The sequence below is a fragment of the Salegentibacter haimaensis genome (assembly GCF_054121495.1).
Map to the genome: position 1 here is coordinate 95,532 of NZ_JBSYGH010000012.1, position 25,292 is coordinate 120,823.

The following is a 25,292-nucleotide window of genomic DNA, read 5'->3' on the forward strand; positions in this document are numbered from 1 at the left end:
TGTTAACGGAATTGTTACCAAAAAGATGGTAGACCTGGGTGATTATGTTGAGCGGGGAATGCCTATTTATGAAATTTCAGACCTTTCGAAAGTTTGGGTGCTTTTTGATCTTTATGAAAGCACTATGGGATGGATTAAGGAAGGTAGCGAGGTAGAATATAGCATTCGCTCCCTGCCGGGTGAAACTTTTAAAGGAAAGATAAGCTTTGTAGACCCGCTGCTTAATTCCCAAACCCGTGTAGCTACTGCCCGGGTTGAGGTGAACAATAAGGATGGCAGGTTAAAACCGGGAATGTTCGCTACAGGAGTAGTAAAAAATAATATAGGTGAAGCCAGCAGCGATCAAATCGTAATCCCGAAATCGGCCGTGTTGTGGACAGGGAAAAGAAGTTTGGTTTATTTAAAAGAACCTGCCGCTTCGGGTGCAGGCTTCAGAATTAAAGAAATAACTCTGGGACCTTCGTTGGGAGACGCCTATGTGGTAGAAAATGGTCTTAAAACAGGAGATGAAATTGTGGTAAATGGAGCCTTTACCGTAGATGCTGCCGTGCAACTCGCAGGGAAGCCCAGTATGATGAATCCGCCGCAGGCTGGAGAAAGTGATCTGGAAGATGAACCGGAGGAGGAATTTTCGCTTTCAGACCGGGAAAAGAAAGAACTTATGCCAATCTTTAATAATTATTTGAAATTAAAAGATGCTCTGGTGGGAGATGATTTTGAGGCCGCTTCGAAAGCCAGCGCGGAGCTTCAAAATAGCCTGAATGCTCTAGAAAATGCAAATTTTCAGGATTTAGCAGGGGAAGCTCTTGAAAGCTACACCTCCAGGCTGGAAACATATTTGAATTCTATGACTGAGGCAGCCGATATTGCGGCTTTAAGAGATGAATTTGATGAAGTTTCCCAGGTGATGATACGAATGGCTCAAAGTTTTAAACCATTTGGAGAACGTTTATTTATACAGCATTGCCCAATGGCTAACCAGGATCGGGGTGCCGATTGGTTAAGCCTTTCAGAAGAAATAAGGAATCCGTATTACGGCAGTATGATGCTGAAATGTGGGGAGGTAACCGGGACAGTAGAATAGTAATTAACCAATAAAACCAATAATTATGAATCAGTATTTAAAATTTGCATTGATGATGGTCGTTTCTTTCATCATAATGTATGCGGTAATGTTTTTAAATGTGGCCGAAACAGATCACGTTCTATTAAGCACAATGCGTACCTATATGACGATTTTAATGATCGCCCCAATGGCGGTGAGTATGATGCTTTTTATGTGGGGAATGTATAAGAATAAAAAAGCGAATTACGCGATTTTGGCCTTTGCCGTGATTGTTTTTATCGGAATTTTCACGATGATGCGCAACCAAACCGCAATTGGTGATGTGCAGTATATGAAAGCCATGATTCCGCATCATTCCTCGGCGATTTTAACCAGTGAGAATGCCAATATTCAGGACCCTGAAGTTAAGAAACTGGCAGAAGAAATCATTGAAGCGCAGAAAAAGGAGATTGCTGAAATGAAGGCTTTAATCGAAAAACTGGAAAAATAAAATTATATAAGTTTGTTCAATAAAACCTCTCATTGTGGTTAAACGTAAAACAGCGCTAAAATTAAGGCAGGCGCATAGATATCTGGGGATTTTTATAGGAATTCAGTTTATTTTCTGGACCCTTAGCGGAATGTATTTTAGCTGGACCAATTTAGATGAAATACACGGTGATCATTTTAGAAAAGAAGTCTTGCCTAAAACTGAATTTTCCAATTTAAAAATTCCGGGAGATGCTTTTGCCAGCATAGAAGTGAGTTCTTTGGAATTAAAAGAAATCGACTCCAGGCCATATTACCTGGTAAACGGAGATCAATTAATCGATGCTGAAACCGGCCAAAAAAGGGCCGGGATTTCTAAAGAGGAAGCCTTAAGCATTGCACAGAGAAATATGCGCGATGACCTGGAAGTTTCAGGTATAGAAATGATTAAGGAAACCGGGAAACATCACGAATACCGCAGCGGGAAGCTTCCGGCTTATGTGATTTCCTATAAAGAGCCTGCCGACCTTAAGGCCTATGTTTCGGTGGGCGATGCCACTTTTAGATCGGTGAGACACCGGGAATGGCGTTGGTTCGATTTTTTATGGATGACGCATACTATGGATTATGAAGGCCGTGACGATTTCAACAATACAGTACTTCGAATTTTTTCGCTTCTGGGCCTAATCACGGTATTAAGCGGCTTTGTACTTTGGTATATTTCGTCACCCACAATTAGAAAACTTAAGAAGAAATCTTAATAACTATAAACTCTAATAAACACGAAAACGATGAAAAGAAATTTTAGAAATGTAATGATGCTGGCTTTTGTAGCTACCAGTTTAAGCCTTACCTCTTGTAGAGATGCCGAGGAAAAGAAAAATGAACCGGCAGAGCCTATGCAAAATGAAATGCACCATGAAGGTATGGATCACGACGGAATGGATCATAGCAGCCAGGGAGAAATGAAAAACTATAAAGGAGAAGAACTTTCAGCCGAATTTAAAGATGAGAAAACCGCTGAAACCTATAAGCTTTATGTGGCCATTAAAGATGCCCTGGTAAATACCGATGCTGAAACCACTCAGAAGAAAGCTAAAGAATTAGCAGAGACTGAAACTTCAGAAGAGATAAAAACGGCTGCCGGAAAAATCGCTGAAACCAAGGATGTAAACAAGCAGCGTGAGGCATTTTCAGAGCTTACTAAAGCGATGGAGAATCAATTGGAAGGAGCGCTTGCTTCAGGCGAAATCTATAAGCAGTACTGCCCTATGGCCTTTGAAGGAAATGGTGACTATTGGTTTTCAAACTCAAAAGACATTTTTAATCCGTACTATGGTGACAAAATGCTGAAATGTGGGCGCGTAGATGCGACTATACAATAAATAATAATATCAGGTTGTTTTAGTTCTAAGATCAGTGCAAACGCAGTTGCAGATGTCAGTGCGAGCGCAGTCGAGAACCTTCAATTCAAATTCTGAACTAAAACAACCTGTATTTAAACTCTCAAAATTTTGAGCAAGAACATCCTGCATATTAAAAATATGGTTTGTGATCGTTGTTTGGCCAGCGTTCAAAACATTCTATCCGAACAAAAACTGGCATATACTGCTATAAGTTTGGGCAGGATAGATATTGAATCTGAAATTTCTGAGGCAGCTTTAGATAATTTGAAAAGTTCCCTGGAATCGGCCGGATTTGAACTGGTATTAGAACGCAATGAACAAATTGTAACCTCAATTAAGTCTATTGTGATAGAGCAGGTGTATGAAAGGGGCGAGGCAGATAGCCGAAAACTTTCAGAAATTCTTAGCGACAGGCTTCACTACGATTACAGCCACCTAACGGGAATTTTTTCCCGGGCAGAGGGGCAGAGCATACAGAGCTTTCAGAATAAAATTAGAATAGAGCGCATCAAGGAATTCCTGGAATACGGGGAACTTGGAATGAACGAAATTGCAGATAGGCTTGGATTCTCCAGTGCTGCTTATCTTTCTACCTTTTTTAAAAAAGAAACAGGGCTAAGTCCCTCCCGGTTTAAAAGCGACAGCTCAGAACGGCAATCTTTAGATAAGCTATAATCGCTTAAAATTCCCATTTTCTTAAAACTTCTTACCATAATATTAAAACTAATTCCTTTTTATGTTGGTTAACTTTGGTGTAAACCAATAAAAACCAATATTATGAGAAATGAAAAGTTGATTAGCGCATTGGGAAATTGCATAAACCACTGTAATTATTGCGCCGATGCCTGTCTGGATGAAGACAATGTAAAAATGATGGTAGACTGCATTCGAACCGATAGGGTTTGTGCCGAGGTTTGCAGCAGTTTAAATCAGGTTCTTGCCACAGGTTTTAAAAATGTAGACGGACTTGTAAAATATTGTATTGAAATTTGCAATGCCTGTGCCGATGAATGTAGCCAGCATAAACACGACCACTGCCAGCAGTGCGCAAAAGCCTGCCGCGAGTGTGCCGATGCCTGCCAGGCGTTTTTGGCTTAATCTTTTAAAGGCCGCCGGCAACTAGTTGGGCGGCCTTTTTTAAATAGTATTTCTTATTTTTTTCTTCTGAATTTTTCTTCATTATATCACCGATGAAACATACTTATCACATTACCGGAATGACCTGTTTGGGTTGCCGGGCTCACGTAGAATCTGCCCTTAAAAATGTTGAAGGGGTTAATGATGCCCAGGTAAACCTGGAAGGGCATTCGGCGATAATTACGATGGAAAAGCATATTGAAATCGATAAATTTCAGGCTGCCTTAAACGCTATTCCTGGAAATTACAGCATTGAATTACCAGCGAGAAGGACTGAAACCTATAGCATTTCAGGAATGACCTGTAATGGTTGTAAAAATCACGTTGAAAAAATTTTAAGCCAGGTTGAAGGAGTTGCTGAAGTGAATGTGAATCTGGAAGCAGCTGAAGCAAAAATAGTATCTGAAGCCCCGGTCTCCATAAAGAAATTTCAACAGGCTTTGGAAGAGGATGGAGGACATTACCAAATCCACGAAAAAGGCAGCAAACCAAAACCCAAAAAACAGGCTAAAGCTCCTAAGAATGCGGTTTATTATTGCCCTATGCGTTGTGAAGGCGATAAAACCTACGATAAACCCGGGGATTGCCCGGTATGCGGAATGGATCTTGTGCCGCAGGCTGGAATTTCCAGCGATGAATCTGAATCGGCCGAGAGCAAATCTTATAAAAAGTTACTGAATAAATTTAAGATCGCGGTGGCCTTCACGCTTCCTATTTTCATCATCGCGATGTCTGAAATGATTCCGGGGAATCCGCTTTATGAATTGATGGAAATGAGGTACTGGAACTGGGTTCAGTTTGGTCTGTCTCTACCCGTGGTGTTTTATGCTACCTGGATGTTTTTTGAAAGAGCCTTGCGATCGATTAAAACCTGGAACCTTAATATGTTCACCCTTATAGGGATTGGTGCCGGGATTGCCTGGATTTTTAGCGTTTTCGGGCTTATTTTTCCAAATTTCTTTCCTGAACAGTTTAAAACCGAAATGGGAACCGTGCACGTGTATTTTGAAGCGGCCACGGTTATACTAACACTGGTGCTGCTGGGGCAGGTTCTCGAAGCCAGGGCTCATAGCAAAACGAACTCGGCCATTAAAGAATTGCTGAAGCTGGCGCCTAATAAGGCTACTAAGGTAGTAGACGGGCAGGAAGTTGAGGTGAGTGTAGATGAAATCGAAATAGGTGATATTTTACGAATAAAACCCGGAGATAAAATCCCGGTAGACGGAATCATAAATCAGGGGAATTCCAGTATAGATGAATCTATGATTACCGGGGAACCCATCCCGGTAGATAAGGCCGAAGGGGATAAGGTAAGTTCTGGAACCATAAACGGGAACCGCAGCTTTACGATGAAAGCCGAAAAAGTAGGCGATGAAACCCTGCTTTCCCAGATTATCAATATGGTAAACGAGGCCAGCCGTTCACAGGCGCCAATTCAAAAACTGGCCGATAAAATTTCGGCTTATTTTGTTCCTATAGTGGTGCTCATTTCTGTAATTACTTTTATCGTCTGGGCGATATTTGGTCCCGAGCCGGCTTATGTTTATGCTCTGGTAAATGCTATCGCGGTGTTGATAATCGCCTGTCCCTGTGCATTGGGCCTCGCCACGCCTATGTCGGTTATGGTGGGAGTTGGAAAAGGAGCCCAAAACGGGGTTTTGATTAAAAATGCACGTACTCTTGAACAACTCGATGCAATCGATGTATTGATTATCGATAAAACCGGCACTATAACCGAAGGCAAACCTAAAGTAGATGAGGTAGTATCAACTTCAGAAATTTCAGAGGAGGAATTAATAGCCTTAATCGCTTCAGTAAATTCACAAAGTGAACATCCCCTGGCCAGAGCCAGTGTGGCTTATGCTAAAGACCGGGAGATAAAATTCGGGGAGATAGTAAATTTCAATGCGGTAACCGGGAAGGGTGTGACCGGAGAAATTAACGGTAAATCTATAGCTGTTGGCAATGAAAAATTGCTGGATGAATTAAATATTTCCTTAGCTAAGGAAATAGAGGAACAAATTATTTCGCAAAGGCAACAGGGTAAAACCATAAGCCTGGTAAGTGTAGATGGCAAAGTAGCCGGGTATTTCAGCATTGTCGATCCAATCAAAAAGACCAGCAGGGAAGCTTTAAAATCGTTGCAGGATGATGGAGTGGAAGTTTGGATGTTTACCGGAGACAATGAAAATACTGCTAAGGCTGTAGCCCGGGAGCTGGATCTTACAGGCTTTAAAGCCGGAATGCTTCCACAGGATAAGCAGGAGGAGTTGAAAAAATTTCAGCAGGAGGGCAAGAAAGTAGCGATGGCCGGCGACGGGATTAACGATGCCCCGGCCCTGGCCCAGGCTGATATTGGGATTGCTATGGGAACCGGGACCGATGTAGCCATTGAAAGCGCCGGGATCACTTTGGTGAAGGGCGATTTAAATTCCATTAAAAAAGCCAAAACCCTGAGCAGAAAAGTGATGCGGAATATCAAACAAAACCTATTTTTCGCTTTGATTTATAATACTCTTGGAGTTCCGGTGGCTGCCGGGGTGCTGTTTCCTGTTTTTGGAATTTTATTATCCCCTATGATCGCCGCCCTGGCGATGAGTTTTAGCTCGGTTTCGGTGATTGGAAATGCCCTGAGATTACGAAGCGCAAAAATTTAAAAAACAAAGAACCCACCGGGGCAGGTGGGTTCTCATAGTAGGTTAATTCAAACTGCAGATTTTATCTCTTGCTACGGTCCATTCTTTTGGGACCTTTTCGATACATTTTGCCTTTTTCAGCAGTTGCGTTGGCTTTCCATTTCTCAAACTGCTCAGGAGTTAAAATGTTTTTCATTTTTTCCTCCATTTCGGCTCTTTTTTCCTGTTGAGCTGCCATTCTTTCCTGGCGTCTTTCCAATCTTTGAATGGAGTCTCTGCCGCTTCTCTCCATTTTTTGCGCTCTACGATCGGCCATTAAGGCTTTACGATCTTCGGCCTGTTCGGCAAACAGGGCTTTAAGCTGTTCTTTTTGAGTTTGATTAAGCTCATAAGTGGCGGCCATTCTCTCGGCTCTTTTTTCAGCCATCTCCTCAACGTTCATTTCTGAATGTTCTTTTTTGTGAACCTGTTTTCGATCTTGTTTTCTTTCCTGTGCAAATACCGATACAGAAAGTATCAAAGCCAGGATGGTGATTATCTTTTTCATAGCAATTTTTATTTATAGGTTTGATTCTTAGACCACTATAGTTTAAGAAGGTTTAATGTCATCGTAAAAAACAAAAAGCCTGCCGAAAATTTTCAGCAGGCTTTATAGCTAATTAAAACAATCTAAATCTTTCTTACTTCACAGGGTTCAGGATTAGATCAATTCGATCTAAAGCATCCTGAAGATGATATCGGCTTAGTTGATCTCCTGTGCGGTTTACAGCACTTCTAATCTGTCTTTCCAGGGTTTTTAGCTCTCCACGAACCACAGGACGAATATCGCTTTGCGCAACATTTACATCGGTTCTTGACGACCAGGCTCTGGCTCTGCCTGAAAGCTGAGGTTGTTCCTCGGTCATCAGGTATTCCATCCTATCGATATAAGCCCTCTGAAGATTTCTTCGGTAACGGTCTATAGTACCGCCACGGCTAAGTTCGCTCCAGATTCCCTGGCGGGTATCGGTCATCATATCTAAAAGACCATAGGCCTCTTTTCCATTGATTTCCTCATTTTCCATAAGTCTTGCCATTCTTCCGAAATCGAGAAGATTATTTAGCGTCCTTTCCTGCATATTTCTGATGCGTTCAATATTACCATCAAATTCGATCTTATTAAAGATCTCCTGGTCGATTAACCACTCAGGTGTTTCAAAAAGTTGCTTCTGAAGGAAATTCATCGCTCTTTTTTGCTTCTCCTTATCTACATGCGTATAAACAGCTCCTTCCTGGTCGTAGGTTTTATAATATTCGTAAACCCCGCCAATATTTGCGGTAACGTGGCCCATATAGCGATTAAACTGACCCAGAACCTGCCCATAAAGATCATCAAGATCTTCGTAGTCTTTCCCGTCTTCTGCAGTCCATTCGATTAGATTTGGAACTATGCGTTTCAGATTTTTTATACCGTATTCGCTGGCTAACATTGAGTCGTCACCTAAATCTTCGGTTTGTGAACTTGGGTCTATTACCCCGCCACCTTGCTGTCTTCCGAAGCGATACATCGGGTCATCGGCTTTGGCTAAAATCCATTCATCAAGAACAGCTTTCTCTTCTTCAGCCGACTTATCCAGAATAGGGCGGTAGCCCCACTCAATAGCATACTTGTCGTAAGGTCCAATATTTGGCATTAAAGCCACATCTCCATCTTCTGGTTGGGCGATATAATTGAAACGCGCGTAGTCCATAATTGATGGCGCAGTTCCAAATTCAGCAGTGAACTCAGGGTCCCGAAGTTTTTCAACCGGGTAAGCTACGCTGCTTCCCATATTATGTGGAAGACCAATGGTATGTCCCACCTCGTGAGCCGAAACAAAACGGATTAAACGTCCCATCACTTCATCTTCAAAAGCCGGGGTACGAGCCGATTCGTTTATGGCAGCCGTTTGTACGAAGAACCAGTTTCTAAGAAGGGTCATTACATTATGATACCAATTGATGTCTGACTCTAAAATCTCTCCAGAGCGGGGGTCACTAACGTGAGGCCCATTTGCGTTTGGAATTGGAGAAGCCAGATAGCGAACTACCGAATATCTCACATCTTCAGGGCTCCAGTCTGGGTCTTCTTCTACCGTTGGCGGATCTTTGGCGATAATGGCATTTTTGAAACCGGCAGCTTCAAAAGCAACCTGCCAGTCTTCGATTCCCTGTTTGATATAAGGGCGCCATTTGTGAGGAGTGGCACGATCTATATAATAAACTATAGGTTCTTTAGGTTCAACCAATTCCCCTCGCTTGAATTTTTCAATATCCTCATCTTTAACTTCCAGTCTCCATCTATCCAGATAGCGCACTTCCTTGCTTTTATGGTCTTCGAGACCATAGTCTACCTGCCCGCGGGCAAACCAGCCCACACGTTGGTCGAAATAACGGCGCTTCATAGGCTCCTTTGGTAGCAGAATCATCGAATTGCTAAATTCAACCGAGATAGAGCCAGTACTTGCGTTCGATGGCGGTTCGCCGGCATTATAGGTTTTTACGTGGCGAATTTCGATGTTTTCGGGATAGCTTCTAATCGTGTCTATATAAGAGCGGCTATCATCCAGGCGGGAAACCTTGTATTGCTTCCGGGTTCTGTCTGGCAGGCCAAGAGCCATCACATCTTTGGTATAAAGATCGGTTACTTCGATCACGGTAGATTTGCTAAGGGAGTCTTTTCCGTAGGTTTGAATAGGGAACCGCTGTAAAACAGGCTCAAAATTCGAATTCATCACCGCTTCGTGTACCGGAAGGGAATCTGCTGCATAAACCTCGTGAGAAACCACTCTTAGCAACACGTGCCCGTCTTTTTTCTGCCAGCGGTGCATCTGGGTGTTTTGTTTTCCGCCTCCAAAACCAATTCCTGAAGCGGTTTTGGCAATTCGGGTAACGGTTAACATTTCCCGGTTAAAAAGACTATCTGGGATTTCGTAAAAATACTTATCACCTACGCGGTGCACGGTGAAAAGTCCCGGGTCAGATTTTGCATCTTTTGTAATTACCTTGTTATAAGGTTTAATTTTCCCGTTCTCTTTTTTTTCTGCTGAAGCTGAAGCTTCAGGAGCATTTTTTTTGTCTGGTTGAAATACAGCACAACCCGAGACCGATACCGAAAGGGCTATCAGCAAGAGTTTGTGCGGAAAAAATTTAGTCATAAATCTTGTTTTAGGGTTTTTGGATTATTCTTTGAAATAGCGGGCTTATATATTTTCTGAAATGAAAAAAGACCGCCGACGGCAGTCTTTTGACAATATATTAAGGAAAAGGTTTAAAAAATAGTTAAATAAATTTCTATTCTTCGAACCAGCCCTGTACTTCTTCCAGTTGAAGGGCTGCAACAGGCAATTTATTCTTTTTGCGCAGTCCGTTGAGTTTCTGGTGCACCTGAGTGGCCTTATGTTCTTTTAATTTGGCAAGGTTGCCAAATTCGTGCATCACCACATCTACCCATTCCTGGGGCACCCCGATTTTTATAAAATCTTCAGGTTTTGGGGCTGCTGCTTTTTTCTCGGGTTTCATTTGCGGGAAAAACAGCACTTCCTGTATAGATTGCTTGTTGGTAAGGAACATAATTAATCTATCCATCCCAATCCCTAATCCTGAAGTAGGCGGCATTCCATATTCCAAAGCGCGAAGAAAATCGTAGTCGATGAACATCGCCTCATCATCTCCTTTTTCTGAAAGTTTCAATTGTTCCTCGAAGCGCTCGCGTTGGTCTATAGGGTCGTTCAATTCAGAATAAGCATTAGCGATTTCCTTTCCACATACCATAAGCTCGAAACGCTCGGTAAGCTCAGGATTATCGCGATGCTCCTTGCAAAGCGGGCTCATTTCCTTGGGGTAATCGGTAATGAATGTGGGCTGAATGAATTTGCCTTCGCATTTTTCTCCAAAAATCTCATCGATAAGTTTTCCCTTACCCATAGTGTCATCTACCTCGATGCCCATATTTTTTGCGGCCTCGTAAAGTTCTTTTTCAGATTTCCCGGTGATATCGAAGCCGGTATACTCTTTAATCGCATCGGTCATGGTGATGCGTTTGTAAGGAGCTTTAAAATCTACCTTGTGTTGGCCGAAAATCGCTTCAGTAGTACCATTAACTTCCATCGCGCAATGCTCGAGAAGTTTTTCAGTAAACTCCATCATCCAGTTATAATCCTTGTAGGAAACATAGATTTCCATCGCGGTAAATTCAGGATTATGGGTACGGTCCATACCTTCATTTCTGAAGTTTTTAGAGAATTCATAAACCCCGTCGAATCCACCTACGATAAGACGCTTTAGGTAAAGCTCGTTGGCAATTCTCAAATAAAGCGGAATATCGAGCGCATTGTGGTGGGTAATGAACGGGCGGGCGGCTGCACCCCCGGGGATCGACTGCAAAATTGGGGTTTCTACCTCAAAGTAGCCTTTCTCATTGAAGAAATTTCGCATCGCATTGAAAAGTTTGGTGCGTTTTACGAAAATTTCTTTGACCTTAGGGTTTACGGCAAGGTCGGCATAACGCTGGCGGTAACGTTGTTCGGGGTCGTTAAAGCCATCGTGGGTGTTCCCGTCTTTATCGGTTTTAGGCAGGGGTAAGGGGCGAAGAGCCTTGCTAAGCAGTGTGAAATCTTTTACCATCACGGTCATTTCTCCCACCTGGGTTTTAAAAAGCTCACCTTCAATCCCGATAAAATCGCCTATATCGAGCCATTTTTTATAAAAATCGTTGTATTTGGCTTTATCTTCTCCGGGGCAAATTTCATCCCGGTTAAAATACACCTGAATTTTACCATCGGCATCCTGAATTTCAGCAAAAGAAGCCTTTCCCTGAATTCGGCGGGACATTAATCGCCCGGCTATCACTACCTTTTTTCCTTCCTCGAAATTCGATTTGATCTTTTTGGTGGTATGGTCTACCGGGAAAAGATCGGCCGGGTAAGGATTGATGCCCTGATTTCTTAGGGTCTTTAATTTCTCTCTGCGTACAATTTCCTGTTCAGATAGCTGCATGGTAAAAATTTGAAAGTTAATGAGATGCTTTTCTGCAAATCGCTGCAAATATAAGCACTAATGGAGTACCAACCAACGCACTGGCAGGCCCAAATTTTAGTTCTATCTTTGCAGAGAAAATTTCAGAAATTCATTTATAAATGAGCATTTGGAGAGTTATACTTTCTGTTTTGTTTCCGCCCCTGGCAGTGTATGATAAAGGCTGCGGATCTATAATCATCGTTTTATTGTTAACCCTGTTGGGGTGGATTCCGGGAGTGATCGCGGCATTGATCATTTTAAATAATCCGAAGAGATAGATGAGCAATAAAAAAGTTGAAATACAGCATTTAGGTTTAAAAGATTACAAGGAAACCTGGGATTACCAGGAAAAGCTTTTTAAGGAAATTCTGGACCTCAAGATCAAAAACCGGCGGGAAGATTTATCTGAAATTACCCCAAATTACCTGCTTTTTGTAGAGCATCCCCACGTATATACCTTAGGCAAAAGCGGCGATATCAAAAACTTACTGGTATCTGAAGAGCAATTGAAAAGCAAAAATGCGGTTTATTATAAAATAAACCGGGGAGGGGATATTACCTATCACGGTCCCGGGCAGGTGGTAGGCTACCCCATTTTAGATCTCGAAAATTTCTTTACCGATATTCATAAATACCTGCGTTTTTTAGAAGAAATGGTAATTCTCACTTTAGATGAATATGGATTGAAAGCTTCACGAAGCAAGGGGGAAACCGGAGTTTGGCTTGATGTAGGCACCCCTTTTGCCCGAAAGATTTGTGCGATGGGCGTTAGAGCCAGCCGTTGGGTGACTATGCACGGTTTTGCACTGAATGTAAATACCGATCTCGGGTACTTCGATAATATCATTCCCTGCGGAATTGAAGGTAAGGCGGTAACCTCTTTAAATGTAGAGCTGGGAAAGAAAGAAATCCCTATGAACGAGGTAGAAGAAAAACTTCAGAAACATTTTGCAGCGCTTTTTGAGGCCGAGTTTGTTAAATAGGCGAGTATTCTTAATAAATTCATAATGAGGACTATTAATTGAAATTGAAGAATTCACAAAATTAGCCCTTACTGTAACTAGCCTCATCATTATTTCAACTTATTTTTCTTAAATGTTGAAGCTATAACGTATTCGTGTATTTTTTCAGTTTATTTTTGATTTAATAAGAAATATTTAGGATTTTTAACCTCTAATTAAAATCATAAATAAATATGAAGAAAGATTTACAAGGTATTCTTACTTTACTTCTGTTATTTGTCATTCCTATGGCTTTTGCACAACAAAAGCCGATAAGTGGAACAGTGACCGATACCCAGGGTATGCCATTGCCGGGGGTAAATGTAATTGTGCAAAACACCAATAGAGGTGTGCAAACCGATTTTGATGGTAACTTTAATATTTCTGCCGCTGAAGGAGAGGTATTAGTGTTTAGTTATGTAGGCTTTGCTACTCAGGAATTAGTCGTGGGGGCAAGTGATACCTATAATTTAACTTTGGAAGAAGATGCCGGCCAACTTGATGAAGTAGTTGTGGTGGGGTATGGAACCCAAAGTAAAAGAAAACTAACCGATAATGTAGCCAAGCTTACCTCAGAAGATATCGAAGAGGTGCCAACTCCTAGTGTGCAGAACGCCCTTTCAGGGAAAGCCGCCGGGGTACAGGTTACTCAAACCAATGGTAAGGTAGAAGGGGGAGTGAATATTAGAATTCGTGGGGTTGCCAGTATTGGTGCCGGTTCTGAACCATTGTACGTATTGGACGGTGTACCGTTAATAAATAATGATGAATCTAATAACGGAGCACCTACCAACCCACTTCTAACTTTAAGCTCAAATGAGATCGAGTCTATCGATATTCTTAAAGATGCCTCTGCAGCCGCAGTATATGGTTCTAGAGGTGCAAATGGAGTTGTGATTATTACTACCAAAAGCGGTAAAAATCAGGAAGGACAATTTTCTTTTAATTACTCTCATGGTATAAGTCAACCTACTAATAAAAGAGAGTGGTTGAATACAGATGAGTATATCGAACTTTTCACCGAAGCAGCCGTTAACTCATTTGGAGAAGAAGGGGGAACAGATTATATTGAAGGTATTTTCGACTTCCTTGCTAATGGGACCGATTGGAGAAACCGTGAGGTGGATACCGATTGGCAGGATCTTGCCTTCCAAACAGGTCATGTTCGTGATGCCAGCTTATCTATGCAGGGAGGAAATGAAAAGACTACTTATTTCTTTTCTGGAGCTTATAACGACACTAAAGGTATAATTACTGGAAACGAACTCGATAGAATCACCGGAAGGGTAAATGTGAGCCATCGACTGTCTGATAAATTCAGAGCAGGAATGAACTTAAGTTTCTCGCGAACAAATATAGACCGTATCGCGAACGATAATGCTTTTGTAAACCCCATCCAGGCCATAGCTCAACCGGCTATGTCTCCTGCTTTTTTAGAGAATGGAGATCCAAATCCAAATACTTTATATGCAAATTTCCTTTTACAGGATAAACATGCATTTTATAACACAGTTGTAAGAAGGGTTACCGGAAAGGCTTTTGGAGAATATCAAATTATTCCTAGTCTAAAGTTTAATTCAGATTTTGGATATGATCTTTTTTATCAGACTGAAGACAATTATGTTGGAAGGTTAGCTCCTTTCCAATCTACTAATGGCCAGGCTTATGCTTCCAGCGTAGGCACCGAGTCTTATGTAGCCAGTAATTATTTTACTTTTTCTAAAATTTTTGCTGACATTCACGATCTTGAAGTGGTTGCCGGTATGGAATATAATGACACCAAGCGTAGATTTCAAAGTGTAACAGGGATTGAGTTCCCAACAGATGATTTTCAGACTGTAAATAGTGCTGCTGAAATTACTGCCGGAAGCGGAAGCGAGACTGAAAATGCTTTCCTATCTTATTTCGCCAGAGCTACTTACTCTCTAATGGATAGATATCTATTTAAAGCGAGTATTAGAAGGGATGGTTCTTCAAGATTTGGTAGAGAAAACCAATTTGGAACCTTTCCAGCTCTTTCTGGGGGATGGATAGTTTCTGAAGAGGATTTTATGAGAGACTCTAGTGTTTTATCATTTTTAAAACTGCGTGCCAGCTGGGGACAAACTGGTAATGCCGATATAGGTGATTTTGCCTGGAGAGGATTATTTGGTGGAGTATCTTATAACCAACGTCCCGGCATCGGGCCCACTCAGGCTGAGAATCCCTTATTGACCTGGGAAAGCGTTGAACAGCTGGATCTTGGATTGGAGTACGGATTCTTAAACGATCGTATTTCTGGAGAAATTGATTACTATATCAAGGAATCTGATGGTCTTATTTTTAACGTTCCTCTTCCGGGAACTTCAGGAAGACCAAGTATTGTACGAAATGTTGGAATTTTAGAAAACCGCGGTGTGGAATTTGTTTTGAATACCAAAAATATTCAGAAGGAAGACTTTACCTGGTCTACCAGCTTCAATATTTCTCAGAATAAAAATGAGGTGAAAAGCCTTCCAAACGAAGGTGCCGATATAATTACCGGGCAAAATATTCTTAGAGAGGGTGAACCAATTTCAGCATTCTATTTACTTGAATATGCCGGCGTAGATCCAGAGAATGGAGATGCCCTTTACTATATTAACGGTGAAGATGGTAGTAGAGAGACTACTACAAATCCTAACCAGGCTAATAGAGTCGTAGCAGGAATGCCATTCCCGGAGTGGATTGGAGGTTTAACCAATACTATGTATTATAAAGGTATTGACTTTAGTTTCACTTTTCAGGGACAGTGGGGCGCCAGTATCTATAATGGAGGTGGGATTTACCAGTCTGCCAATGCCGATTATTTCGATAACCAGTCCAGAGATCAGCTGCGAAGATGGCAACAACCAGGTGATATTACCGATGTGCCCCAGGCCAGATTATTTGGAGCTAATGGTACGGCAAATTCAACAAGATATCTTGAAAGCGCCGATTTCGTTAGATTGCGTAACCTAACTCTCGGGTATACCTTGCCAGATAACGTGACCAGCTCTATGGGATTGAGTAAATTTAGAGTGTATTTCGCCGGATTTAACCTATTGACCTTTACCAATTATACTGGTTACGATCCAGAATCTACTAGTGATGCAGGCCAGGGACCCGGAATTGACTTTTATTCTCCTCCAGCTGCCTCCACCTATTCGATTGGGGTAAATATTAACTTCTAAAAAATGATCTATGAAAAAATATAAATTAATCTTTTCATTCTTACTCTCAGGTCTGGCTTTTACGGGCTGTGAAGATGAGTTAAGCATTGAACCCAGGCAGTCTGTTTCTAATGAAATTGCTCTGTCTACGGGAGAAAATATCGAAAATATTCTAATTGGAGCCTATGCTGAATTAGTAGAAACTCCAAATTATGGAGGGTACTTGCCTTTGCTATCCGATCTTTACGGTTTTACAGATCAGGCCAGTTGGGTAGGGACATTTCAACAACCAAGACAGGTTTTCACAAAAAATATCCTTGTGGATAATTCATTTGTCGCTAATTTTTGGTTAAACTCTTACGATGCGATCAATCAAACCAATCTGGTGATTGATAATATAGACATTGTGGATGAAGACAGACAGAATACCGTTGCCGGAGAAGCTCATTTTCTTCGTGCTTTATCTTATTTCGACCTTGTTCGTTTATTTGGCGAGCAATATGAACCGGGAGGTAATAACTCTCAATTGGGTGTGCCAATTACTTTAACCGGTCTTACTGATTATTCAGGGGATTTAAGAATTCCCAGGAATACAGTAGAAGAAGTGTATTCGCAGGTGATTTCAGATCTTAACCAGGCTTATGATCTGTTGCCTGAATCCAATAGTTTTTGGGCAGACAAGTACGCCGCACAGGCTCTTTTAGCTCGTGTTTACCTTCAGATGGGAGAATATGGTCAGGCTCGTGATGCAGCTAATGATGTTATTCAAAATAGTGGTCATTCTCTTACTGGCTCATTTGCCGATGCCTTTAACAGAGATTTCGATAGCAGTGAGGATATCTTCAGCTTTCAGGTAACCACCCAAAGTGGTGAAAATTGGCTGGTAGTTCATTATGCACAGCAAAGCTTTGGCGGACGTGGCGGTGATGTAGTTGTTGAAGATGCCTATGTAGATAAGTTCGATTCAGAAACCGACGATAGGGCTTCGTTTTTCTATGAGAGTGCACAAAGTGGGGAGCGATTAACTTCAAAATATACCAATCAATTTGGGAATATTCCAACCCTGCGTTTGGCTGAAATGTATCTAATTAGAGCTGAAGCGAATCTTAGAGAAGGAACCGAAGTGGGTCAATCACCAACCGCCGATGTGAATACGATTAGAGAAAGAGCGAATGCCGAGCCTCTTGCGTCGGTTAGTTTTGAAGATATATGGCTGGAAAGAGAACTCGAACTTATGTTTGAAGGTCACCTAATCCACGACCATAAGAGAACCGATCGCGCCGTGGGAGAACTTCCCGCTGATTCTGGTTTACTGATTTATCCTATTCCACAACGAGAAATGGATGTAAATGATTTGTTGGTGCAAAACAGCGCCTATCAAAACTAGAATATCAAATTTTATACAGTTTAAGGCCGGGTCAACCCGGCCTTATTTTATTTTATGCTTTGCACGGTGTAATCTCCAATGGCGCCCTCTGGTTAAGAGCCTTCGTTAGTAGTCAGGTCGGTTTCTGTAACACTCGGGAGATGATTTTTGAGTATTTATATAAGAGTTAAAATTCAAGACTAAGTTGTTCTGGTAGGAGTTTAAAACTTTGGCGGTGGTATTTCGTAGGCCCGTACTTTTCTAAGGCTGCGCGATGTTCTTTGGTAGGGTATCCTTTATTTTTTTTCCAGTTATACATGGGGAATTCCTCGTGTAGTTGTTCCATACAGGCATCTCTATAGGTTTTTGCCAAAATGGAAGCCGCTGCTATGCTTAGAAATTTTGCATCTCCCTTTATGATACAGGAGTGAGAAATATTTTTAAAATCTTTAAAGCGGTTACCATCAACTATTATATGTTTATAGTCGCAATCCAGTTTCTCCAGCGCCCGGTGCATCGCCAGAATCGAAGCATTGAGGATATTAATTTGGTCAATTTCTCCATTCCAAACCTGTGCTACTCCAAAGGAGGCGCATTCTTTTTCAATAATGCCGCGCAATAGGTTTCTCGCCGTCAGGCTGGTTTGTTTAGAGTCATTTAAAAGATCATTTTTGAAATTCCGGGGTAAAACCACGGCCGCTGCCGTAACCGGCCCCGCGAGGCAGCCACGCCCCGCTTCATCGGTGCCGGCGATAATAATTTTGTTGTCGAATTGCTTTAACATTAAATTGAGAAATACTTTTGCAATATTAGAAATTAATAATCTTTTTAAAAGGTCAAATTTAAACTCTATTGATTGAGAATTCCATTCTCATGAAAATAATTGAATTATGAACATTAATATGCACTTAAATTTCCAATAATTTTGGTCCAAAAAGCATTTTAATTAAAATTTTATTTGGTTTGTTAAGTTTTTATTATGATTTTTGGCTCAGGCTAATTCAAATTAAATTAAATAATGAAAAACAAATTAAAAGTTTTCCTAACGTTCTTTATGGCGTTAGTGGTGCAAATATCATTTGCACAGGACAAAACTGTCAGTGGTACAGTTTTAGACGAAGATGGTTTACCTCTTCCCGGAGTTAATGTTATTGAGCAAGGTACTTCTAATGGTACGCAAACAAATTTCGATGGAAATTATTCTATCTCTGTTGCCCCGGGTGATGTACTTGTATTTAGTTATGTTGGGTTTACAACTCAAACTATAACTATAGGCTCATCAGACGTGTATAATGTTACTCTGGCGGTAGATGCAGCTGGTTTAGAAGAGGTAGTGATAACAGGATATGTTACTCAAAAAAGATCAGATGTTACTGGTTCTTTAGTAGAAGTTGACGAGGAAAAGCTTAATGAATTTGCTGCGGCATCTGTAGATCAAGCTTTACAGGGTAATGTTGCAGGTTTGGCGGTGTCATCCTCTTCAGGTACTCCGGGATCTGTAGCAAATATCAGAATTCGTGGTATTAGCTCTATAACGGCTGGTAATGAACCGCTTTACGTGATAGATGGAGTGCCGGTAAATAATGGTAATGTTAACGCTAGTGATGCTACATCTAGTATAAGTGCTCTAGCTGCGATAGATCAATCTACAATTAGTTCTATTACGGTATTGAAGGATGCTTCTGCTACTGCTCAATACGGTGCAAGAGGTGCTAACGGGGTTATTTTGATTACTACTAAAGGTGGTAAATTTGGTAAGACGCAATATAATTTTAGCTCTCAGGTTGGTTTTCAGAATGATGCTATAGATCAGCCAGAGCCACTTACTAATGCTCAAAGACTTGAGCTGGCTTCTGAAGCTTTCTTTAATGATGGGGGTTTTGCATCTAAAGCTGAAGCCGAAGATTTTGTCTTAAATAACATTGCTTTATTTTCTCAATGGGATACAGACGGGCGTCCTGAATCGAACTGGAAGGAAACTCTTTCTAATAAAGATGCTTTATTTCAACAATATAGTTTGTCTGCTTCCGGTGGAGGTGAGGATAATCGTTTTTACGCTTCCATTGGTTATCTTAAGCAAGAAGCAACTGTTATAGGGTCTTCTTTTGAAAGGATTTCAGGTTCTTTGAATTTCTCTAAGGATTTTAGTCCAAGTTTGAAGTTTTCTTCTAATAACTCTGCAGCCTACACTTTTCAGGATGCCTTTTTAGAAAGAAGTGCTTACTTTGATAGTCCAAGAACAGCAACTTACTTTATGAACCCTTTAAGACAGCCCTATAATGAAGATGGTACACCTGCGGAAATCGGAGGAGCTTTACCAAACCCATTAATCTCTACTAGAGATAACTTTAATGAAAACCGTTTTACGCGTTTGATTTCTGGTAATTCTCTAGATTGGAATATTGGAGGAGGCTTTAAAGCAGGAACTAAATTTAACGTCGATCTTCAGCTTTATAACTATAGAACATATACTAATAGAAGATATGGGTATGGTGTGCCTACCTCAGGAGATGCTTCTCAGTATGATAGAACCAATGCGTTCTATGTTTTTCAGAACTATCTAGAATATAATTTTGAAATTAATCCAGATCACGTTTTTAATGCTAAGGTTCTTCAGGAGTACCAGGCTAATCGCAACTATTTCCTGGGAGGTGCTGGTAATAATTTTGCTGATGATGGATTATTTTACTTAGCAAGTGCAGGAACACCGCTTTCTGTTACTTCAAGTTATAACGACTGGTATATGGGAGCTTATTTAGGATTGCTTCAGTACTCTGCTTTTGATAGTAAATATGTATTAAACTTATCCTATAGAAGGGAAGGTAATTCTAGATTTTCACAAGAAAACAGATGGGGAGACTTCTATTCTATCGGTGCGGCGTGGAACCTACATAAGGAGGATTTTTTAAACAGTGTAGACGCATTAGATTATTTGAAGCTTAGAGGTTCTTACGGGGTTACTGGTAATGCGAATATAGGTTTGAATAATTATCAATCCTTGTTCACTTACGGTGTAGATTATAATGGAGAAGGAGCTCAGGTACTGTCTACTTTCGGTAATGAAAATTTGTCTTGGGAAATTAACAAAACCTTAGATGTGGGAGTTGAATTTGGTTTCTTCCAAAACGCTCTAACAGGTAATTTTGCATATTTCAGAAGAAATTCTGAAGACCTTTTGCTTGATGTGCCGCTCTCTCAAACCACAGGGTTTAATCAACAAACTCAAAACATTGGTGCACTTGTTAACCAAGGATTGGAGCTTGCCCTATCGGCGAATATTATTGATACCGAGGATTTTGGTCTTACAATTGGAGGAAATGTTGCCACCGTTAATAATGAGGTTACCAAATTACCTTTAGATCCAAATGGTGTGGAAAGAACTATTACCACTACTATAGATCGGATTGAAACCGGACGTCCAGTAAGAGAGTATTTCATGCCAACATGGGCAGGAGTGAATCCTGAGACTGGAATGGATGAATGGTATGTAAATGGAGTGGATGGAGAAACTACAACCAATTTTAATAATGCTGAAGCTGTTTTCCAGGGAGGAAATGCAATTCCTACCGTAACAGCTGGTTTGAACTTAAACGTCACTTATAAAGGATTTTTCGTAAATGCTAATGCATATTATGCTGGAGGACATAAGGTATATGAAGGGTGGCATCTATATTTGCATCAAACTAATGGTTTTCCAATCTTAGCTTATAATGGTTATCAATCATTATTAGACAGGTGGCAGGAGCCTGGTGACGTTGCCAGACATAGCAAATTTACCACGGCAGGAGAACCTTGGCAAAGACACTCTAAATACCTTTATGATGCAGATTTCTTAAGACTTAGAACTGTAACTTTTGGGTATAACATCCCTAATTCTATATTGGAACAGATTGGTATGAATTCTGCAAGAATATTTGTAAGAGGAAATAATCTGGCAACCTGGGTAAAGGATGATAATTTACTTTATGATCCTGAACAAAATTTTGGTGGACAAACGGGATTGGAGACTCCTCCAACCAAAGCATTTTTACTAGGTGTGAACTTAACTTTTTAAAAAATTAATTGATGAAAAAATTTATATATAAAGGAGTGATGATGGTCTTAGTTATGGCCATTTCCTCCTGTACAACAGAGGACTTAGACCCTACGCTTGCACAAAGTAAAAGTGTTGAGCAGAGTGTGAATAACGTAGATAACCTTTTCAGTATTCTAAAGGGTGTCCATAGTCTTATGTCTGAATCTGGATATTATGGACAAGATGTAATTATCACTAATGAGGTTAGAAGTGATAATACATTTTCTATAGGTAATTCAGGAAGATATACTACTGAAAGTCAGTTTTTGTATAATGAAAATACAGATTTGATCTGGAATGAAGCCTATGAGGTTATAGCTAATGCCAACCTTATCATTAATGCAGACCTGGAAACTTTGGAAGGAGATCTGGACTATGGACGTCATATTCAGGGACAGGCAATGGCAATAAGAGCATTAGCTCATTTTGACCTATTACGTGAGTATGGTCAACAGCATACGGGAAGTGGTAATCTAGGTGTGCCTATTGTTACTGAATATAAAGGGGAAGACCTTTTCCCTGCAAGGAATACCGTAGATGAAGTAAAGGCTGCTGTATATAGTGATTTGGAAAATGCATTTTCAATGATGGATACAGATTACGATAATACCAAGGTTTATGTTTCAAAATTTGCTGCTAAAGCTTTAGAGTCCAGAGTTGCTATTTATTTCGGTGATTGGAGTAGAGCGCTTTCTGCGGCCGAAGAAGTGGTTAATTCAGGATTATATTCAATAATTCCAGCTGAATCTTATGTAAGTAGTTGGGCTGGAAATGGTGGATCAAATGTGTTATTTGAGTTGGCGGCAAGTCAGGTAGATAATGCTGGAATTAATGGTCTAGCTTATATGTACCAGATTAATGATGATGGAAGTGGGTATGGTGACGTAGTCGCTAGACCGCAAGTTTTAAATATTTACGAAAATTCTGATGTACGACTTGGTATTTTAGATACTGAGGGAGAGTTTATTAGGAATACAGGTAAATATCCTGATAATGTAAATTTCACTGATAATATTCCTTTGATTCGTTTCGAAGAGGTTGTGTTGAATTATGCTGAAGCTTTATTGGAAACAGGTGGAGATGCATTAACTCAGCTTAATAGAATTCCAGCTAATAGAGGAGCTACACTCTACACAGAAGCTTCAAAAGAAAATATCCTTTTGGAAAGAAGAAGAGAGTTGATTTTTGAAGGATTTAGGTTTGATGACATGCTACGTACCAATATGAGTATGGAAGCAGTCGGTACTACAGGAGAGGTGATGGAAGTTATTAGTTACCCAAGTTATCTATTTGCCTGGGCTATCCCCCTATCAGAAATGAATGCCAATTCGAATATGGTTCAAAATGATGGTTATTAAACCACTCAGAATAATTTTAAATTGACTTATTTACCTTAGTCAATTATAAAATTTGTAAATAATAAGAGGTCGTCTAATATTAATTTATTAGGTGACCTTTTTTTATTAATGTATTGCCAAATCAAATGATTAAGTTCTGAAGGGTTCATCGGAATAAGTATTGTACATATGGGCATAGATAAAAGATCTAACGCATACTTTTACATGGTAATTTGTCTACATTCGACTTTTAATTTCATTGCGAAAGACTACTTCGCAGGATACTTTTAAATAATTGGTAGGTTTTTAACTCCTCGCCCTGGAAATTAATGTTATACTACTTTGTTATTAATATAAAAACAAGACTGCCCTTTCCCGCAGTCTCTTATTGTTTCCAAAGATTCTGTCTTTCTGCCATTATTATTTTTACTTTTGTTCTAGCGCTAACTAATGCTATGAGAAATTTTTTTTTCCTGTTATTCTTTTTTCTGGGAATGTCTGTTTTTGCACAAAGAGGTGTCCTATCTAAACCTGGAGAAGGAGGTATGGCTCAACCCGCAGATTCAGTTTCCAAACCCGATATCACCGAATACAAAATCATCACCCGCTATAACGACACTACCCACGTAGATACTTCGCTCTATATTCAGAAAGATTACCGCTTTAATTATTTAAGAAAAGACAATTTTGAGTTACTATCCTTTCCTAACACGGCTCAAACCTATAATTCTTTAAGTTATAAAGTAGATACTAAACAATATCTGCCCAGATTTGGAGCCCGGGCCAGGCATTTCAATTTTATGGAGGCCGATGATATCAATTATTATCGCGTGCCAACACCCTTTACCGAGCTATATTTTAAAACCGTACCCGAACAGGGTCAGCAGTTAGATGCCCTGGTTGCGGTAAATACCTCCGATCGGGTGAATATTTCCATAGCATATAAAGGAGTAAGAGCGCTGGGGAAGTATGTGCATATGCTTACCAGTACCGGGAACTTCCGCGGTACAATAACGTACAAGACCGAAGATGGGAAATACGACGCTAAAGCGCATTTTGTGTCTCAGGACCTGATGAATCAGGAAAATGGCGGTTTGGATTCTCTGGCTATAGAACAGTATCGTTCTAAAGAAGAAGATTTCGAAGACAGGACCCTGTTGGAAATGAATTACACCAACGCCCGCAGCACTTTGTACGGAAAACGTTTTTTTCTTGATCATTCCTACCAGCTCACCGCTCCTGCTCCAGATAGAAGAGGCCTTACTGCCGGGCACGTATTAAACTATAACTATAAGAAATTCGATTTTCAACAGGCTACAGCTGTTAATGAAATATATGGAGCCTCTTTTGGAGCTACTAATTTAAGGGATGTGGTAAGGCTCGATGAATTCTACAATGAAGGCTTTATACAATATAGTGGGGCAGGTCTGGGAATTTTAAAAGCCAAGGCAGCGGTTACCAGTATAGATTATGGTTATAATTCCCTTTATTTCATCGAAGACGAACGAATAGATGACAGGCTAAGAGGGGTGAATTACGCTTTGGGTGGGGAGTATCAAAATACAATCGGCGGATTCGAAATCAATGCCGATGCCATGCTGGCCCTGGGGGGTGATTTCACCGGAAATTATATAACCGCCAATGCGGCTTATAATTTTAATGAACAGAACAATATTCGCTTCGGAATCGAACAAAACAGTCGCCTGCCCGATTATAACCAACTACTTTACCAGAGCGATTACCAAAACTACAACTGGCAAAACGATTTCGATAATGTAAATACCCAGTCATTATATGGAAGATTGAATGCCCGAAGAATTGCCAGTATAGATGCCAGGCTTACTCAAATTCAAAATTATACATATTTCAGCACCAATGATGAGGGTTTCGTAAAGCCTTTTCAGCACGGGGGTCAGGTGAGATATTTAAAGTTAAAAGCCGAGCGGGGATTTGATTTTGGTGTTTTTGGAATGTATCATACCTTAATGTATCAAAACGTACTGGATGGCCAGGATGTTTTAAATCTACCTGAATTTGTGACGCGAAATTCCATCTACTATCAGGATTATTTATTTAAGAGAGCGCTTTATCTGCAAACAGGTTTTAATTTTAATTATTTCGCCTCTTATAATATGAATGCCTACGATCCGGTTTTGGCAGAATTTTATGTTCAGAACCAGGAAAGCCTCGGTAATTACCCCGTTTTGGACTTCTTTGTAAATGCGAAGGTAGATCAGGCCCGAATCTTTTTTAAGCTTGAACATGTGAATTCTCTAATTATGGGGAACAACAACTTTGTAGCTCCCGGCTATCCCTACACCGATTTTGTGATCCGTTTTGGCCTGGTTTGGAACTTTTTTATGTGATTTTCTTTTGAAATTTGCTTTTTCTGCGGAAGCTTTTCTCTAAAAATGTCATCAATATAGTCGTATCTAGCTTTAAAAAACTGATAATTCTAAGGCCGATTCTTTAATTCTCTTGCCAGGTTCTCAAAAATCAATCTTTTTTTCAATTCCCTTGCTCAACTCAAAACTAGGCGTATCTTTGCATCCGCTTTCAGGGATAACGGGAGTTAAGCTGTAGGCGGGAGTTC

The 25,292-nt window shown here is 40.5% G+C and carries 18 protein-coding genes and 1 pseudogene; 15 read left to right on the top strand and 4 right to left on the bottom strand.

The window, feature by feature from the left end; genetic code table 11:
- Positions 1-13: 13 nt before the first annotated feature.
- The 8 genes and pseudogenes from ACW6QP_RS12125 to ACW6QP_RS12160 all read left to right on the top strand — a co-directional run.
- A pseudogene (locus ACW6QP_RS12125) lies at positions 14-526 on the top strand (efflux RND transporter periplasmic adaptor subunit); the annotation flags it as partial.
- 135 nt (positions 527-661) lie between these two features.
- Positions 662-1,084, top strand: coding sequence for a DUF3347 domain-containing protein (locus ACW6QP_RS12130; RefSeq protein ID WP_457911154.1), 423 nt, complete (start codon positions 662-664; stop codon positions 1,082-1,084).
- Positions 1,085-1,109: 25 nt separating this feature from the next.
- Entirely contained in the window at positions 1,110-1,556 is a 447-nt protein-coding gene (locus tag ACW6QP_RS12135; protein ID WP_457911135.1) for a DUF305 domain-containing protein, read from the top strand.
- A gap of 34 nt (positions 1,557-1,590) precedes the next feature.
- The gene (locus ACW6QP_RS12140) at positions 1,591-2,295 is read left to right on the top strand and encodes a PepSY domain-containing protein (protein ID WP_457911136.1); all 705 of its coding nucleotides are present in this window, start codon (positions 1,591-1,593) and stop codon (positions 2,293-2,295) included.
- 30 nt (positions 2,296-2,325) lie between these two features.
- The gene (locus ACW6QP_RS12145; RefSeq protein ID WP_457911137.1) at positions 2,326-2,919 is read left to right on the top strand and encodes a DUF3347 domain-containing protein; all 594 of its coding nucleotides are present in this window, start codon (positions 2,326-2,328) and stop codon (positions 2,917-2,919) included.
- Positions 2,920-3,048: 129 nt separating this feature from the next.
- Positions 3,049-3,615, top strand: coding sequence for a helix-turn-helix domain-containing protein (locus tag ACW6QP_RS12150; RefSeq protein ID WP_457911138.1), 567 nt, complete (start codon positions 3,049-3,051; stop codon positions 3,613-3,615).
- 102 nt (positions 3,616-3,717) lie between these two features.
- Positions 3,718-4,038, top strand: a complete 321-nt coding sequence (locus tag ACW6QP_RS12155) for a four-helix bundle copper-binding protein (RefSeq protein WP_457911139.1) — start codon at positions 3,718-3,720, stop codon at positions 4,036-4,038.
- A 92-nt stretch (positions 4,039-4,130) separates the two neighbouring features.
- Positions 4,131-6,734 carry a heavy metal translocating P-type ATPase gene (locus tag ACW6QP_RS12160; protein WP_457911140.1) on the top strand — a complete coding sequence of 868 codons (2,604 nt, stop codon included), beginning with the start codon at positions 4,131-4,133 and terminating at the stop codon, positions 6,732-6,734.
- A gap of 61 nt (positions 6,735-6,795) precedes the next feature.
- Here the strand turns inward: ACW6QP_RS12160 and ACW6QP_RS12165 are convergent, their stop codons facing one another.
- The 3 genes from ACW6QP_RS12165 to lysS all read right to left on the bottom strand — a co-directional run bounded on the left by ACW6QP_RS12165 (position 6,796) and on the right by lysS (position 11,729).
- Complete coding sequence (locus ACW6QP_RS12165; RefSeq protein WP_457911141.1) at positions 6,796-7,260, bottom strand: DUF4890 domain-containing protein; 465 nt, start codon at positions 7,258-7,260, stop codon at positions 6,796-6,798.
- 133 nt (positions 7,261-7,393) lie between these two features.
- Positions 7,394-9,889, bottom strand: coding sequence for a zinc-dependent metalloprotease (locus ACW6QP_RS12170; protein WP_457911142.1), 2,496 nt, complete (start codon positions 9,887-9,889; stop codon positions 7,394-7,396).
- A 136-nt stretch (positions 9,890-10,025) separates the two neighbouring features.
- Positions 10,026-11,729 (bottom strand): lysine--tRNA ligase, encoded by a 1,704-nt coding sequence (gene lysS, locus ACW6QP_RS12175; RefSeq protein WP_457911143.1) that lies wholly within the window; start codon positions 11,727-11,729, stop codon positions 10,026-10,028.
- A gap of 140 nt (positions 11,730-11,869) precedes the next feature.
- Between lysS and ACW6QP_RS12180 the strand changes: the two genes are divergently transcribed.
- The 4 genes from ACW6QP_RS12180 (at position 11,870) to ACW6QP_RS12195 (ending at position 17,308) form a co-directional block, all read left to right on the top strand.
- Positions 11,870-12,028, top strand: coding sequence for a YqaE/Pmp3 family membrane protein (locus tag ACW6QP_RS12180; RefSeq protein ID WP_457911144.1), 159 nt, complete (start codon positions 11,870-11,872; stop codon positions 12,026-12,028).
- Complete coding sequence (gene lipB / locus ACW6QP_RS12185; protein ID WP_457911145.1) at positions 12,029-12,733, top strand: lipoyl(octanoyl) transferase LipB; 705 nt, start codon at positions 12,029-12,031, stop codon at positions 12,731-12,733.
- Between the two features lie 212 nt (positions 12,734-12,945).
- Positions 12,946-15,942 (top strand): SusC/RagA family TonB-linked outer membrane protein, encoded by a 2,997-nt coding sequence (locus ACW6QP_RS12190; protein WP_457911146.1) that lies wholly within the window; start codon positions 12,946-12,948, stop codon positions 15,940-15,942.
- Between the two features lie 10 nt (positions 15,943-15,952).
- Positions 15,953-17,308: a RagB/SusD family nutrient uptake outer membrane protein gene (locus tag ACW6QP_RS12195; protein ID WP_457911147.1), complete on the top strand. Its 1,356-nt coding sequence runs from the start codon at positions 15,953-15,955 to the stop codon at positions 17,306-17,308.
- Positions 17,309-17,474: 166 nt separating this feature from the next.
- Here the strand turns inward: ACW6QP_RS12195 and ACW6QP_RS12200 are convergent, their stop codons facing one another.
- The gene (locus ACW6QP_RS12200; protein WP_457911148.1) at positions 17,475-18,071 is read right to left on the bottom strand and encodes a ribonuclease HII; all 597 of its coding nucleotides are present in this window, start codon (positions 18,069-18,071) and stop codon (positions 17,475-17,477) included.
- A 234-nt stretch (positions 18,072-18,305) separates the two neighbouring features.
- Here ACW6QP_RS12200 and ACW6QP_RS12205 point away from each other — a divergent pair, with 234 nt between their 5' ends.
- The 3 genes from ACW6QP_RS12205 (at position 18,306) to ACW6QP_RS12215 (ending at position 25,065) form a co-directional block, all read left to right on the top strand.
- Entirely contained in the window at positions 18,306-21,341 is a 3,036-nt protein-coding gene (locus ACW6QP_RS12205; protein ID WP_457911149.1) for a SusC/RagA family TonB-linked outer membrane protein, read from the top strand.
- Positions 21,342-21,352: 11 nt separating this feature from the next.
- Entirely contained in the window at positions 21,353-22,720 is a 1,368-nt protein-coding gene (locus tag ACW6QP_RS12210; protein WP_457911150.1) for a RagB/SusD family nutrient uptake outer membrane protein, read from the top strand.
- A gap of 434 nt (positions 22,721-23,154) precedes the next feature.
- Positions 23,155-25,065: a putative porin gene (locus ACW6QP_RS12215; protein WP_457911151.1), complete on the top strand. Its 1,911-nt coding sequence runs from the start codon at positions 23,155-23,157 to the stop codon at positions 25,063-25,065.
- The last annotated feature ends 227 nt before the right edge of the window (positions 25,066-25,292 follow it).